The organism is Paenibacillus sp. sgz302148 (assembly GCF_056120465.1).
In genome coordinates this window covers 647,498-662,453 of sequence record NZ_JBVYOJ010000001.1, presented here as the reverse complement: position 1 = coordinate 662,453, position 14,956 = coordinate 647,498, and the positions used below count along the sequence as shown (strand labels likewise).

General features: G+C 48.1%; 14 protein-coding genes. 13 read left to right on the top strand and 1 reads right to left on the bottom strand.

Features of this window, described 5'->3' with window-relative positions; translation table 11 throughout:
- Positions 1 to 4 precede the first annotated feature (4 nt).
- Entirely contained in the window at positions 5 to 1,168 is a 1,164-nt protein-coding gene (locus AC0LWM_RS03010; RefSeq protein ID WP_474673411.1) for a glycosyltransferase family 4 protein, read from the bottom strand.
- 217 nt (positions 1,169 to 1,385) lie between these two features.
- Between AC0LWM_RS03010 and AC0LWM_RS03005 the strand changes: the two genes are divergently transcribed.
- The 13 genes from AC0LWM_RS03005 to AC0LWM_RS02945 all read left to right on the top strand — a co-directional run bounded on the left by AC0LWM_RS03005 (position 1,386) and on the right by AC0LWM_RS02945 (position 14,953).
- Positions 1,386 to 2,042: a class I SAM-dependent methyltransferase gene (locus AC0LWM_RS03005; RefSeq protein WP_474673410.1), complete on the top strand. Its 657-nt coding sequence runs from the start codon at positions 1,386 to 1,388 to the stop codon at positions 2,040 to 2,042.
- 154 nt (positions 2,043 to 2,196) lie between these two features.
- A complete protein-coding gene (locus AC0LWM_RS03000) occupies positions 2,197 to 3,558 on the top strand; it encodes a rhamnosyltransferase WsaF family glycosyltransferase (protein ID WP_474673409.1) in 1,362 nt (453 codons plus the stop codon).
- Positions 3,559 to 3,698: 140 nt separating this feature from the next.
- The gene (locus tag AC0LWM_RS02995) at positions 3,699 to 3,857 is read left to right on the top strand and encodes a hypothetical protein (protein ID WP_474673408.1); all 159 of its coding nucleotides are present in this window, start codon (positions 3,699 to 3,701) and stop codon (positions 3,855 to 3,857) included.
- 69 nt (positions 3,858 to 3,926) lie between these two features.
- Entirely contained in the window at positions 3,927 to 5,462 is a 1,536-nt protein-coding gene (locus AC0LWM_RS02990; RefSeq protein ID WP_474673407.1) for a recombinase family protein, read from the top strand.
- 107 nt (positions 5,463 to 5,569) lie between these two features.
- A complete protein-coding gene (locus AC0LWM_RS02985; protein ID WP_474673406.1) occupies positions 5,570 to 5,731 on the top strand; it encodes a hypothetical protein in 162 nt (53 codons plus the stop codon).
- 191 nt (positions 5,732 to 5,922) lie between these two features.
- The gene (locus AC0LWM_RS02980; protein WP_474673405.1) at positions 5,923 to 7,032 is read left to right on the top strand and encodes an ABC transporter substrate-binding protein; all 1,110 of its coding nucleotides are present in this window, start codon (positions 5,923 to 5,925) and stop codon (positions 7,030 to 7,032) included.
- A 39-nt stretch (positions 7,033 to 7,071) separates the two neighbouring features.
- A complete protein-coding gene (locus AC0LWM_RS02975) occupies positions 7,072 to 7,920 on the top strand; it encodes an ABC transporter permease (protein WP_474673404.1) in 849 nt (282 codons plus the stop codon).
- Positions 7,917 to 8,726: an ABC transporter permease gene (locus AC0LWM_RS02970; protein ID WP_474673403.1), complete on the top strand. Its 810-nt coding sequence runs from the start codon at positions 7,917 to 7,919 to the stop codon at positions 8,724 to 8,726. The genes AC0LWM_RS02975 and AC0LWM_RS02970 overlap by 4 nt, the downstream gene beginning before the upstream one ends.
- Positions 8,723 to 9,748 carry an ABC transporter ATP-binding protein gene (locus AC0LWM_RS02965; RefSeq protein WP_474673402.1) on the top strand — a complete coding sequence of 342 codons (1,026 nt, stop codon included), beginning with the start codon at positions 8,723 to 8,725 and terminating at the stop codon, positions 9,746 to 9,748. The genes AC0LWM_RS02970 and AC0LWM_RS02965 overlap by 4 nt, the downstream gene beginning before the upstream one ends.
- Before the next feature lie 9 nt (positions 9,749 to 9,757).
- Positions 9,758 to 10,561 carry a DeoR/GlpR family DNA-binding transcription regulator gene (locus tag AC0LWM_RS02960; protein WP_474673401.1) on the top strand — a complete coding sequence of 268 codons (804 nt, stop codon included), beginning with the start codon at positions 9,758 to 9,760 and terminating at the stop codon, positions 10,559 to 10,561.
- 31 nt (positions 10,562 to 10,592) lie between these two features.
- Positions 10,593 to 11,369, top strand: coding sequence for an HAD family hydrolase (locus AC0LWM_RS02955; RefSeq protein WP_474673400.1), 777 nt, complete (start codon positions 10,593 to 10,595; stop codon positions 11,367 to 11,369).
- Positions 11,366 to 12,316 (top strand): sugar phosphate isomerase/epimerase family protein, encoded by a 951-nt coding sequence (locus AC0LWM_RS02950; protein WP_474673399.1) that lies wholly within the window; start codon positions 11,366 to 11,368, stop codon positions 12,314 to 12,316. The genes AC0LWM_RS02955 and AC0LWM_RS02950 overlap by 4 nt, the downstream gene beginning before the upstream one ends.
- Before the next feature lie 177 nt (positions 12,317 to 12,493).
- Positions 12,494 to 14,953 carry a glycoside hydrolase family 2 protein gene (locus AC0LWM_RS02945; protein ID WP_474673398.1) on the top strand — a complete coding sequence of 820 codons (2,460 nt, stop codon included), beginning with the start codon at positions 12,494 to 12,496 and terminating at the stop codon, positions 14,951 to 14,953.
- The last annotated feature ends 3 nt before the right edge of the window (positions 14,954 to 14,956 follow it).

Genomic DNA, 14,956 nt, shown 5'->3' with positions numbered 1-14,956 from the left:
TCCCTCAAAAGATTTCCCGCACGACGGAATGAAACTGTTCATCCCATCCTGGTCTTTCTTGAATATTTTTTATCGCATTTTGCACTAATGTTTTCCGTAGTTCTTGATCCAATAATCCTTCGACAATGGACTCCGCGATGCAGGATGCGCTGGGTTCGGCAAGCAGACAATTTTTCCTGTCTTTCAGGAGCCAATCTTTCCACTTGGATTTATTGGAAACGACAAGACAGCCGCAAGCCATAAGTTCGATCGGGATATAGGAAGTATGTCGCGTCATCATCATGGCCAAACCGATATCGCAAGTTCTGAATAGATGGCCGGTTTGTTCATAAGGTAACCGATCCAAATTTTCGACAATGCCTTGCAATCCATACTCATTCAGGTTCCACTCGCCTCCGGCGCTCACGATACGCACTCTGGCGCCAAAGTATTGCTTAACTTTTTTCATGGCCTCGGCAGCCACTTCAAAACAATTCCTCACACCAAACGGGCGTCCATAAAACATGATGTTGTATACTGGTTTTCGCGTGTCGATAACTTCCGGGGGGTAAAATATACTGTGGTCTACCACGGGTGAGAAGTGTACAGCTGTTCCGCCATATTCTTCATAAGTCTTTTTTAACGCAATCGTATTGCATATCGCTGTAAAACCAAAGCGGTATGTCGCTTCAGCAAGGCCGCTTATGGAACCGGCAGGGTAAAAATAAGGCTCATAATCCTGCATAAAATAAAACTTTTTCTTCAGTCTGTTGAACTTCAACAGCGGATATGCGGTTTGCCATGCCGTACAAAATCCAATATCATGATCCGGTATATGGGATAAACTGAGGTCTTCATTTGTAACAGGATAGAAACTGCTGCTTGCGAGTGACGGAAAAGCATTGCGAATTAATTCGGGTTGAAAAGTAATGTTGTATACACCGAGCACGGCAAAAGAGTTTCGGATTCCGTAATTTCGGGTTAAGAAATCGGCAAATCTCAAAATGGTATGAATTCCCCCGTAATAGGCATATAAAAAATGAGGAATGACCCATAGTGCAGTACGGTGCTTTGTAGAACGTGAACCCGCGCGGTTAACGATTTCCCCGTTTTTTTGAAGATCATCGTTCGAAAAATCGAACCTTGGAGCATAATAAAGAGCATCCTCGATATATCTGTCTTTATGCATAACTTGTTATAATCACTCTCCATCTGATTTGGATTGTTTGGAATTGGTAGTTTCCCTTTGGTACAGCATATAACAGGATATGACCATCGTATGGATTGCTCTTGTTTCATAACCCAACTTTCATACGAAAATAAACTTCTTTTACCCAAACAACAGGAACAAGTTGTGCATACGATATTGGTACAACTTAGGGATAAGGAGAGGTCGAATATCCAATATGGGAATTCTTCAGGATTATTTTACGGAAAATAAAGGACGGTTAATTTATAAGTGGATGCATTACTTCGATATTTATGAAAGACATTTTGAACGGTTTGTAGGAAAGCCAATCAATCTCATGGAGATCGGCGTGCTTCACGGCGGATCGCTTCAGATGTGGAGACATTATTTCGGAAACAAGGCGATGATATACGGAGTAGACATCGACGCTAGAACCGCAGCTTTTCAGAATGATCACACACGAATCCTTCTAGGCGATCAAGGCAATCCGGATTTTTGGTCCCATATCAAACCTTCGTTGCCGGTATTCGACATCATTATCGATGACGGAGGGCATTCAATGGATCAGCAGAGGGTTACTTTTGAAGCGATGTTCCCGCTGCTTTCTTCGCATGGGGTTTATCTTGTCGAAGACGTGCATACGAGTTACTGGCCGGAATTTGGAGGCGGGTATCAACGCTCAGAAAGTTTTGTGGAATATTCCAAACACCTGATCGATAAGTTGAACGCTTGGCATTCCAAAGATCCGCGGTTGTCGGTAGATAGCTTCACAGAATCCGCCTGGTCAATAAGCTATTACGATAGTATCATCGTCATCGAGAAGAGACCTCGCGAAAGGCCTTTACCCGCAGCGTCCGGTACTCCATCTTGGTAAACAAATCTAGGAAGGCGCTCTAACTTTGGGCGTCTTTTTTTTGCTATAACGAAGTTTAGTAGGTTACTGTCGGTTGCATAATTTTTCCAATGGAATAACCATAGATTATGGATAATTACGCTGGAATGTCATCAACAATAGAAGGGAAGATTCCATGGCAACTACATCTAGAAAATATAAAAGAGTGACAGGAAGAGTGAGAAAGTCCCCATGGGCCAAAAAAAGAATGAGGTTGACAAAAACGTTGAACAGGCCCAAGCGGATGACTGCTGTTCGAAAAACGAATCCGAAAGCTCAAGGCTTGAGGAAGAAACAGCGAAGAAGAATTGGAAATAAAAAAGGTATCCGTACCGTGTATGTGGACCATTATTCTAAAAATGCTTTACTTGCTGCACGGAGGTATGATTTTTCAATGGGAGACCTTCAACGAAATGCGGAAGTTGTAGAGACTCCGTTTCAAGGTCCCATTCGAACTGCTTTATGGATCATCCCCCAATTCTTATATGCGTATTACGGAGGAATCCATACGATATTCCGGTATGCGGATTTTTTAACCCGAAAGTATCAAATTCAAAATACATTCGCTATTCAAGGCGTATCTCGTATAACGAACCAGCCGGCCGCAATTGCAGGCGCATTCCCGATGTTAGCGGGCAGTCGTTATTATCCTCTGCCGAACGACAGCACAAGGCATATTCCGCCGCATGATCTAGGAATTTGCACCGCGTGGCAAACGGCTTATCCATTATTGAAGTGCAATAAAGTGAAGAAAAAGCTTTACTTCATGCAAGATAATGAACCTTTGTTCTATCCTGCAGGATCAACTTACGGTTTGGCGGAAGAAACGTATCGATTCGGATTTACGGGGATTTGCAATACGGTATCCCTAAAAACGATCTATGAATCCTATGGCGGGAATGCGGTGCACTTTAGTCCTTCGGTAGATCGAAATGTATTTTATCCCCGGGCGGAACGTTTGAATGAATATCCGTATCGGTTGTTTTTTTACGGTCGTCCTTTTGGTGTGCGTAATTGCTTTGAAATTGCAGTTGAGGCATTAAAGAAGATCAAACGCCGATTAGGCAATCAAGTGAATATTATTAGTGCAGGAGGAGCTTGGAATTTAAAAGACTATCAGCTTGGCGGGATCGTTACGAATGTAGGAAGGTTAAGTTATAAAGACACAGGGGAGCTGTATAGAAGCTGTCATGCGGGATTGGCATTGATGATGACCCCTCATACGTCTTATCCTCCTATTGAGCTTATGGCTTCCGGTAGTTTATTAATCACGAATGGATCCAAGTGGAAGGAATGGCTATTAAAGCATAACGAGAATTGCTTGCTGTCCAGTTCTACATCTTCAAGTATTGCGGAGACCGTCATTATGGGACTTACAAATCACGATTTAAGAGAAAGGCTGATTCATAACGCACTTACGACCCTAGCCCAATTACCAAGCTGGGACTCCCAATTTGAATATACGATGGAACAAATATTTGGCTATGAACTATATTGAGTTTATGATACATGCGAAAGACCTTCACGGGATGAATTCCGATGAAGGTTTTTTCTTTTTTCTGTTCCATTAAAGCGGGAACATAGGACAAGTGATTCCTTTCATACACTTTGGTTGAGGGTTTGAAGGAGGCGAAATCATTGCATTTTACCGTGAATGAAGTAGACGGCGAACAACCGATTTCAAACTGGGTGATCGTGAAGCTGGCGGAATTTGTCAGGCATAAATATGGGTTGGACATCGAAATCAGCTTCAATATAAAGGCCGAATCGAACATCGTTAATGACAAGCCCGAATAAAGCTTGCTGGGGTTGTATATAAATGACTAATAGCAGCCTACGGCATTAGGTTCGAAGGGAGGAAGCTCCTTGCAGCAAAATAAAATCAAATGCGCGATTTACGCCAGGGTTTCGACCGATCAGCAAGGCGATTCGATCGAAAACCAAGTGAGCCAATGTCAAGAATATATTAGCCGTCTTGGGCAGCAGTATGACTGCACTGATGTTGTCCTATACAAGGATGAAGCCGTTTCCGGCTATTATACGAGCGTATTTGACCGTCAAGAAATGAAACAGGCCATCCAGGATGCCAAAAATCATAAATTTAAATTGCTTGTTTTTAAAGAAGTGAGCCGGGTCGGCCGCGACAAGCAAGAGAATCCTGCCATTATCGGCATGTTCGAGCAATACGGCGTGCGGGTCGTCGCGATAAACGATAATTACGATACGCTGAATAAAGACAATATTACCTTTGATATCTTATCGGTCCTATCGGAACAAGAATCCAAAAAAATATCGGCACGGGTCAGCAGCGCGAGGAAGCAGAAGGCTCGCAGGGGACAGTGGGGCGGAGAACCGCCGGTAGGCTATAAAGTGAATCCGGAAACGAAAAAACTGATCGTCGACCCGGATTTCAAGGAGATTCCCCATCTTGTATTTCACCTGTATGTGGAGAAAGGGCTCGGAACCTTTAAAGTTGCTGAGTATTTAAATAACAAGGGAATTCGGACGAAAAACGGAAATCGATGGAGCAGGGAGAGCGTGAATAAACTGATTCGCAACCCGGCGTATATCGGAAGCGTTGTGTATGGCACGAGAAGGAATCAATTGCAGAGAGAATATGACGATAGCGGCAAGATGACGAAGAAGAAGGTTCAAATTCGCATCCATAAAACCGAGTGGCAAGTCGTTGAGAATGCCCATGAGGCTTTGATCGATAAAGAGATTTTTTACGCGGCTCAACGCATTTTACTTTCCAAAAGCCATAATCGGAGCCCGCGGAGAGCTTATCATCCGCTAACCGGCATCTTAATCTGCGGGAAATGCAATGCGGGCATGATATGCCAGAAGCGCTCCCATCGTGCCAAAGAATATCGGTATTACATTTGCAAAACCTATCATAAATTTGGGCGCGATGTTTGCTCCCAAGCAAATGTAAACGCAGATGAATTGGAAGGAACCATCGTTCACATTGTGCGTAACCGGCTGGACAAGCTTCCGAATGATTTATTTATGATGACGGCGAACAAAAACAAAGACATCGAGCGTCTGCAGCAAGAGATGAAAGTGAAGCAGCAGAAAAAAGAAAAATGGAAAAAAGACCAGATCGATCTTTTCCACCAAAGGGATTTATTCGACGAGGAGACGTACGAGCAGCAAATGCTGGATATGAAACGGCAGATCCGCTTACTGGAAGATGAAATCGCGATATTGGAGAAACAAATCGGGGGCTTGGTTGAACAAATTGCCGAGTCCTCATCGCTCGAACATTATTTGGAGGAGTTTAAACGATTGGAGCTTGATGATACGGAACGGACTCGCGTACTGCTGCATGAGTTAATTAAACGCATTACATTAACCGATCAGCATTTGGATATCGAGTACCATTATGATTTTAGCAAGTAATCGGTTAGGTATACACACGGCAAGTATAATTTTTCCAGCTTCTGTACATGCTAAGCAAGGGTTTCGGCTGCAAGCCGCATATTGCCGCATAAAGGAGAACGATACCTATGGACAACAGAGAAGTTTACGCGCCTATAACGAACAAAAACGAAAAGTACGACAATTCGCGCATCGTTGACGACAAGGTCGACCCGATCGACGATGCCGCGGAGGATGCGTTCGCAGCCATCAAAGGACATATCGAAAAACAGGACGAGGAAAAAGAGTAACGTCCATTGCTCGAAAAAAAGATCAGGTTCGCCGGAAAACCGGCAATCTGATCTTTTTGTTTGTTGACAGGCTGCTTTACAAAACCTTTACCTCCAGTTGATTTGTGGTTAATGTTGCGATTGCATAATGAGTTTGTCTTAAAAACAACACAAACGCACATATTGCCAAAATTTATGAAGGAGAGAACAACGTGAGAAAACATCGTTCATGGAAAGCAGCTCTTGTCATTAGTATGATGGCTTTGGGAATATCGGCATGCGGCTCCGCGGAGCAAGCGGCCCCGGCATCCAACGACGGCGCGGCGCCCGCCAAGGAAATGACGCTTGCCGAAATTGAGAAGCAGGCGAAGCAGGAAGGGAAGATTGTCAGCGTCGGAATGCCCGACAACTGGGCCAACTGGAAGGGGACATGGGACGACATCACGGCCAAATACGGATTGTCCCATTCGGATACCGATTTGTCCAGCGCGGAGGAAATCGCCAAATTCGAAGTGGAGAAGAACAATCCGACAGCCGATATCGGCGATGTAGGCATTTCGTTCGGACCGATCGCGAAGGACAAAGGGCTGACGATTCCTTACAAGCCGTCGCATTTTGATGAAATTCCGGATTGGGCGAAGGACAAGGATGGTCACTGGATGGTTGCGTATCAAGGAACGATCGCCGTCATCACCGATAAAAATCAGGTGAAAAATCCGCCCAAAACGTGGGACGACCTGCTGAAAGGCGATTACAAAGTTTCAGTCACGGACGTAACCAAAGGAACGCAGGCGCAAATGGCCGTATTGGCCGCCGCGATTGCTCATGGAGGAGACGAGAGCAATATTCAGCCGGGTTTGGACTTTTTTGCGAAATTGGCCGAGCAGAAGAGACTGGCTACATTGGAAATCAACACCGGCGTTTTGGAAAAGGGGGAGGTACCCGTTGCGCTGCTGTGGGATTTTAACGCGTTAGGCTATCGCGACCAAATCGACCCGAACCGTTTCGAAGTCAGCATCCTCAAAGAAGGCAGCGTGGTGAGCGGTTATACGACCATTATCAACAAATATGCGCCTCATCCGAATGCCGCGAAGCTGACGCGCGAATATATTTTGAGCGACGAAGGGCAGATCAACCTGGCGAAAGGCTACGCCCGTCCGATCCGTGAAAACGTAAAGCTGCCGGACGATGTCGCCAAGAAGCTGATTCCTTCCGAAGAGTATCAAAATGCGAAACCGATCAAGGATTATAAGGCTTGGGAAGAAACGTCCAAAAAATTGCCACAACTGTGGCAAGAGCAAGTATTAATTCATATGAACTAGCTTTCATAGCTTGATGAAAGGACAAGTGAGGTTATCCGAATGAATCGCAAGGTAACGCTGTTTGCCATCGTTGCACTTCTTCCGTTTGCCCTGCTTGTCGCCGGCTTCCTGCTGCTGCCGTTGATCGCCATGATCAACGACAGCTTTCTCGCCGGCGACGGCGGGACTTATACGCTCGAGCAGTACAAAACCGCATTAACGAGCCCTTATTATTCCAAAGGGATCGTCAACAGTTTGATGATTTCGTTATATTCCAGTGTCATTGGTTTGGTTATCGCGTTCGTCGTATCGTACTCGATTACGAAAATGCCGAAGAAGATTCAAACGATGATGATTACATTTTCCAATTTGACATCCAACTTTTCCGGCGTGCCGCTTGCATTCGCCTTTATTATTTTGCTGGGAAACAGCGGACTGTTTACGCTCCTGTTTAAGGAGTGGGGATGGAATATGTCGGAAACGTTTAGTTTATACAGCTGGAGCGGACTAGTCGTCGTTTACGTTTATTTTCAGGTCCCGCTGGCCATTTTGCTGCTGTACCCAGCCTACTCGGGCATTCATAAGCATTGGCGTGAATCGGCCGCTTTGCTCGGCGCTTCGAATTGGCAATTTTGGCGGCGTATCGGAATACCCGTTCTATTGCCAAGCGTCGTTGGAACCTTCAGCATCCTGTTAGCCAATGCGATGGGGGCTTATGCAACGGCTTATGCGCTCGTAGGCAGCAACTACAACTTGATGACGATTCGCATCGGCTCGCTTGTTGCCGGTGACGTAGCTACCCAGCCGCAGCTCGGAAGCGCGCTCGCCGTAATCTTGGGTCTGCTGATGGTCGGGGCGATGTGGATCAACGAACGCCTGATGCGGCGGTTCAGGAGAGATTTGCAATGAAGAAAAAATGGATATCGTTTCTCGTTGTGATCGCAACGATGATTTATCTTATATTGCCGCTTATGGCGACCTTTATGTATTCTATCGCCAAAGAATGGAGCCATACGGTGCTCCCGGTTTCCTATACGCTAGACTGGTACAAGGATTTGCTAACCGATTCGCGATTTCTATCAGCGGTTGGGAGAACGCTCACCGTTTCGGGAATCGCGCTTGCTCTGAGCGTAGCGACGATGTCGTTGACTATTTTTGTCGTTTATATGTATATGCCGAAGTTTGAGCGTTATCTGCAAGCACTTGCAATGATTCCTTTCGCCGTACCGGGGGTCGTGGCCGCCGTAGGGTTGATCAAAGTGTACTCCAGCGGTCCGATCGTATTATCAGGAACCATCTGGATTCTGGTCGGTGCGTACTATGTGATGATTATTCCTTATATGTATCAAGGCATCCGCAACAGCTTGCGCGCCATCGACGCCAGAAGGCTCATGGAGGCGGCCGAAATACTCGGGGCAAGCAAAATAAAGGCATTTTCGCAGGTTATCGCGCCGAACATCGTAAACGGAATATTAATTTCCGCCCTATTATCGTTTTCCATCTTAATCGGCGAGTTCGTCATGGCCAATTTTCTGCTAGGCGGAAATTATGAAACGATCCAAATTTATTTGATGCGGCGGTTGAATGAAAACGGGCATTTATCGAGTGCCATCGTTATTGCATACTTCACGATCGTGTTAATCCTATCTTGGCTGATGCTGAGGCTGGGCACACGTTTCCGAAAGACAGAAGAAATCAAGGAGAATGCGGCATGAGCTATGTACAAATCGATCAGGCATTGAAGCAATTCGCAAAATCGGTCGTTCTGCAGCAAGTATCTCTAAGCGTGGAAAAAGGGGAGCTCGTCACCTTGCTCGGACCAAGCGGCTGCGGCAAAAGCACGCTGCTGCGCTGCGTCGCGGGACTAGAGACGCTGGATGGCGGAACGATCCTCGTGAACGGAAAAGATATTTCCCATCTGCCACCGCAGCGTCGTAATGTAGGCATGGTGTTTCAATCTTACGCCTTGTTTCCCAATATGACGGTATTTGACAACATTGCCTTCGGTCTAAAAATGAAAAAGCTGGCGCGCGAGCAAATCTCGGCGAAAGTAAAGCAGGCCATCGAGCTTGTGCATTTGAACGGCAAGGAGTCTTCTTATCCACATCAGTTGTCCGGCGGCCAGCAGCAGCGCGTCGCGCTTGCCAGAGCGCTTGTCACCGAACCCGATATCCTTCTGCTGGACGAACCGTTAAGCGCGCTGGATGCAAAAATCCGAAAAAGCTTGCAAAGCGACCTTCGCAGCATTCAGCGGGATTTGAAGATGACGATGATTTTCGTCACGCACGATCAGGAAGAAGCGATGACGATTTCAGATCGCATCTTTGTCATGAACGGTGGGAATATCGTTCAGCAGGGCAAACCGGAACACATTTACGCCTCGCCGAAAAATGAATTTGTCGCCCGTTTCATCGGCAGTTACAATGTCATGACGGACAAGGACCTGCTCCGCCTGACGGGTCATTCGATGAAGCACGGAACGTATGCGATTCGACCGGAGGTCATGGAGCTGTATCCGAACGGCGAAGCGCTTGCCAATACGCCTGATCGCGGACTATCTCTCGAAGGGGTTATCTCGAACGTGACCGTTCGCGGCAATGTACGCAGATACCAGATTCAGTCACAGGATGTGACCTTGACGATTGACGAGCTGAACGTTCCGCATAAAGGCGCTTTGGACGAAGGATTGTTCATCAGCGTGCGGATTCCGGAATCGGCATGTACTTTATTGGAGTAGAGGGGAAGCATGATGTCCGTATTGTCCGTAGAACGAAAAACCGCGATTCTTGATCGGCTGCAAGCTTACGGGAAGGTGAACGCGGCCGAGTTGGCCCGCCTTCTTGACGTATCGATGGAAACGATCCGGCGGGATCTCGACGTGCTGGAGAAGGAAGGTTATCTCAAGCGCGTGCACGGCGGTGCCGTAAAAGTCAATTATCAGATGGGCGAGCCGCCGTTCGTTCAGCGCAAACAGGTACGACACGAGGAAAAAAAGAAAGTGGCGGGGCGAGCCGCGCAGCTCGTCAAAGACGGCGACACGATCGTGATGGGCGGAGGAACGACCATTCTGGAAATGGCTCATTGCATTCGCGGCGTTAATAAGGTAACCGTTCTGACCAATTCGCTGCCTACGGCACATGCGTTATTGGATTCGCTGAACCAAGGCTTGTTTCATGGCAAGGTGATTCTGCTCGGGGGAGAGCTGGATGCGGAACAATATTCGTCAAGCGGCTCGGTGTGCGAAAAAATGATGGATTTGTTTTGCGTGAACAAAGCATTTATTTCTCCCGGGGGAATTTCGCTTTCGGGCGTAATGGAATATACGCTGGAAGAGTCCGCGATTTCGTCGAAAATGATGCAGGTCGCCAAAGAAGCGATCATCGTCGTAGATCATTCCAAAATCGGCGCGGAAGCATTATGTAAATTTTCGCAGCTCGATCAAATAAACGCCATCGTATGCAACCAAGAGGCGCCGGAATCGTGGAAGCCTTACTTGGATAACATCGATTGGATCGCGGCGGGCGATAACGCAGCGGATGAAGGTAATTAACAATCAGAAACCAAGACTGGGTGAACATACGTTGAAACAAATCAAAGGCATTTTGTTTGATAAGGACGGTACGTTAGTCGACTTTCACTCCGGTTGGGTGCCGGTCGCGACGCAAATGGCCGATATTCTGCTCGAGGACGTAGGCTTGAAGGACGATACTTCGACCAAAGAGAGATTGCTCGGCGCAGTCGGCATGCATGGAAATCAAATTGACCCCAAAGGGATACTCGCCGGGGGCACGACTCAGGATATGTCGGAAGCGTTCGTTCGGGTGCTGCGGGAAAAGCAGGTAAACCCGGATAAGCTGGAACATATGGAAAATTGGCTGACCAGGGAACTTTACCGGCTCACGATGTCCAACCGGCACAATTTACGGCCAACTGCGGATTTGCACCGTTTGCTTGGGGAACTTCGCCGCCACGGGCTCCGAATCGGCATTGCAACGGCGGATGACCTGGAATCGACGAATTTTTTCCTTGAGCATGCCGGGGTCGCCTCTTATTTTGATTTTATCGGCACATCGGATTGCTACGAGAAAAAACCGAGTCCGAGCATGCTTCGCGCTTTTTGCGAGGCTTGTGACATGGACGCGGAAGAAGTGGCTGTCGCGGGAGACACCGTAACGGATATCCGCTTTGCCAGAAACGGTTCGGCAGGCATTGCGATCGGAGTTCTTTCCGGCGTAAGCGGCACATCCGAGCTGCAGGATATTGCCGATCTGGTCATCCCCTCCGTTGCGGACATCGTGCAGGCGGACGGACGATTGATTTGGCACAATGGCTTGCAGCAGGAGGAGAGAACGTTATGAAAATCGGTTTGGAAACAGAGAGCTATCACCTGCAGTTTATTACCGGAATAATGGATATTTTTGGGTTTATTCGCAAAACAGCAGAGCTCGGCTTGGACGGGGTCATGATCAATATCGTGAAGTGGCCGGATATGCCCGGATGGGGCACGCTTGCCTCGTTTGAACCGGATTATTTGAAAAAGGTGAAGGCCGAAATTCAGAAATACGGTTTTTTTGCCGAAATCGACACGAACGGCACCGATCCGGAACACTTAGCACAAGTGATCGAGGTCGCTCATCAAATCGGTGCGGACGTCATTCGGACTTACACCTGCCTCGGGACCTACGATGTGGAGAGACTGAAGCAGGCTCCGGGAAACATCCGGCAAATTGTGCCTTTGCTGCAGAAGTACAGAATCAAGCTTGCCGTTGAAAATCACGAGGAAGAGCTGACCAGCGAAGTGATCCGAATCATCGAGGAAGTGAACAGTCCTTGGGTTCGCGCGCATTGCGACATCGGCAACGGCATGATGGCGTGGGAAGATCCGGTGGAAGCGGTCAAGAAGCTGGCGCCGTACGCATTCACCACCCATTTCAAAGACCACATCATCGTCCATGACGGCGAAGATTACCGGGTATGCGGCGTTCCGGTCGGGACGGGCAACATCGACTTGGAGCAAATCTTCAAAATACTCGTCGAGCAATCGACATTAACCCGGATCAATGTAGAAATGTGTTTCCCTTACGCCACGCAGTTCAAGAGAGAACCGGGCGCGGGCGGCGTGTTCACGGTCGGCGAAGGTGCGTTTAAAGTCGAGCAGCCTCCTTATGACCTGTCCGTCATCAAGCCGCTGGATTATTATGATCCGCCACAGGAGCTCTTGGAGCAGATGATTGAAGATCAAGCAAGAGGCGTCGAGCAATCCGTCAAATATACGCTGGCTTTAAGAGATAAATATTGCAGGTAACTTGATATCGTAACAACGTCAAATACTCTCCTTCAGCAATTCCATAGGAGACGATTTGACGTTTTTTTTGTGCTCCGTGTCGGGTTTGTTGATATAATGCAGAAATCGTTGATGAGTGAAGTAGTTTTAGAGGCCGAAAGACTATACAATATGGTTCATTAAAGGAGGCTGTCGACAATGCAATATTCGAATCTCGGAAGAAGCACATTGAATTTTAATAAGGATTGGAAGTTCATTCTTGAGGATAAATCGGGAGCAGAGCAGAGGCAAATTCAAAACAGCGGCTGGGAAAACGTTTGTTTGCCGCACACGCCTCAAATCGAATCGCTTCATATCGATCTGCATTTTCAAGGGATTTGCTGGTATCGCAAGCCTTTTATCGCCGATGAGGCGTGGAAAGGTAAAAAAATCTTTGTTGAATTCGAAGCGGCCATGCATGAAGCTCACGTTTGGATCAACGGAACATTCAAGCTGATTCATAAAGGCGGTTATTTGCCGTTTATGATCGACATCACTGAAGATATTGAATTCGGAGCGGAAAATGTAATTGCAGTCCGGCTCGATAACAGCGACAACGGAGCTATACCGCCGGGCAAGCCGCTGGAGAGCCTCGATTTTTCGTATTTCGGCGGACTTTATCGCAATGTGAAGCTCCATATTATGGAGAAACTCCATGTTACGGATGCAGTGTATGCGGGGATACCGGCGGGAGGCGGGATATTCGTCAAGTATTCCGACGTCTCGAAAGCCTCTGCCACGGTCGAAGTTCAGACCCATGTGCTGAATGAGTATGAAACGGACAAGGCTGTTAGAGTCGTGACATCGATCATGGACAAGCAAGGCAATCTTGTCGGTTCGCCTTCAAGCTCGAGCGAAACAGTTGCTGCCAGCGGAGATCATACGTTTGAACAAAAGATCACGGTAACAAGTCCGCAGCTTTGGCATCCGGATACGCCATACTTGTATACCTTGTTGACGGAAATCATCGACGGAGACGGCCTGACGGTGGATGAACTTCACACCCGCATCGGGATTCGCACGATTTCGTTCAGCAAATCGAAGGGCTTTATGATCAATGGGGAAAGGCTGGTTATCCGCGGAACGAACCGCCACCAGCAATATCCTTATGTCGGCAACGCGGCTTCGAATAACGCCCAATATCGCGATGCGAAGAAGCTGAAAGAAGGCGGCTTCAACTTCGTGCGGCTTGGTCATTACCCGCAGTCCCCGGCTTTCCTAGACGCTTGCGACGAGCTCGGACTGATGACCGTTGAGCCGGTGCCAGGTTGGCAATATTGCCAGGAAGGCGAATTTCAGGACATCGTCAAGCAAAATATCCGGGATATGATACGCCGCGATCGGAATCATCCGTGCATGATCATGTGGGAGGTCAGCCTGAACGAAACGTATAACCGGCGTCAAGGCGCGACGGACGAATTTTTTCGCGAATGCCATCTGATCGCCCATGAAGAATATCCCGGTGATCAAATGAACACATCGGGCGATACGATCGGAAGGGTTAACCCCGCCTATGTCGGTTATGACGTGCCGTATACGATGTGGGAAGACAGTGACTTGTCGCGCCCGCTGGAGGAGGCTCTGCCTGACAAGGGAGGCTTCGACAGAGAGTACGGGGATTACGAATTCGGCGGTCATGAGAGTACGAGCCGCATACCGCGCGGGGCCGGTGAGCAGAAGCTGCTGCTGCAAGCGTGGAATTATCAATGGTCGCTGAACCGAAACCGAGGCAACCGGTGGTCACTTGGGGACGCTTCGTGGGTCGGCATTGACCATAACCGGGGCTGTTACCCGCGACTGTCGGAATGCGGTGCCCTGGATACATTCCGTCTACCCAAGTACGTTTATTACTTCTATCAGAGCCAGAGAAGGCCTGATGTCATCCACGAGCTTGTAGACAGCGGGCCGATGGTGTTCATTGCGAACGAATGGACGGAACGCGTTTCGCCGGCCAAGGTTGTCGTATTTTCCAACTGCGATGAAGTAGAACTATTCGTAAACGGAAAATTGGTGGGCATACAAAAGCCGGATCAGGGACCCGACTCGGAATACGGTGAACGCGTGACGGGTTACGAGGTCGATTATTGGTTGACGGACGAGGAACAGCATAAGGGCAAGGATGGGGCGCAAGGGTTATACACCGATATCGCCAGCCTGAAAGTATCTCCGCATGACGGCGGGAATTGCCGCAATCTGGAGAGGGCGCCGTTTACGTTTGAAGGGGTGGCTTACGAGCCGGGGGAGCTAAAAGCCATCGGCCGAATCGACGGCATGGATCAAGCCGAATTTGTCGTGCAAACGCCGCTTGAGCCGGAGATGCTTTCCATTCGAATCGATATGAGCGGCAAGGCGCTTTCCGCAGACGGCTCCGATTTTGTGTTTGCGTATGCCGAGATTCTGGATGCGAACGGAACCGTCGTACCTTCCGCAGGTCATGAAGTCATTTTCGAGGTCGAAGGTTCCGCTGTCATCATTGGCGACAATCCGGTGCAGGCGGAAGCAGGGATCGCGACGGTATTGCTGCAATCGCGTCCAATACCTGGGGAAGTGATCGTGACTGCTTATGCCAAAGGATTAACATATGCTGTCACCAAGATGACAATTGTTGAGGAAAAGTAAACA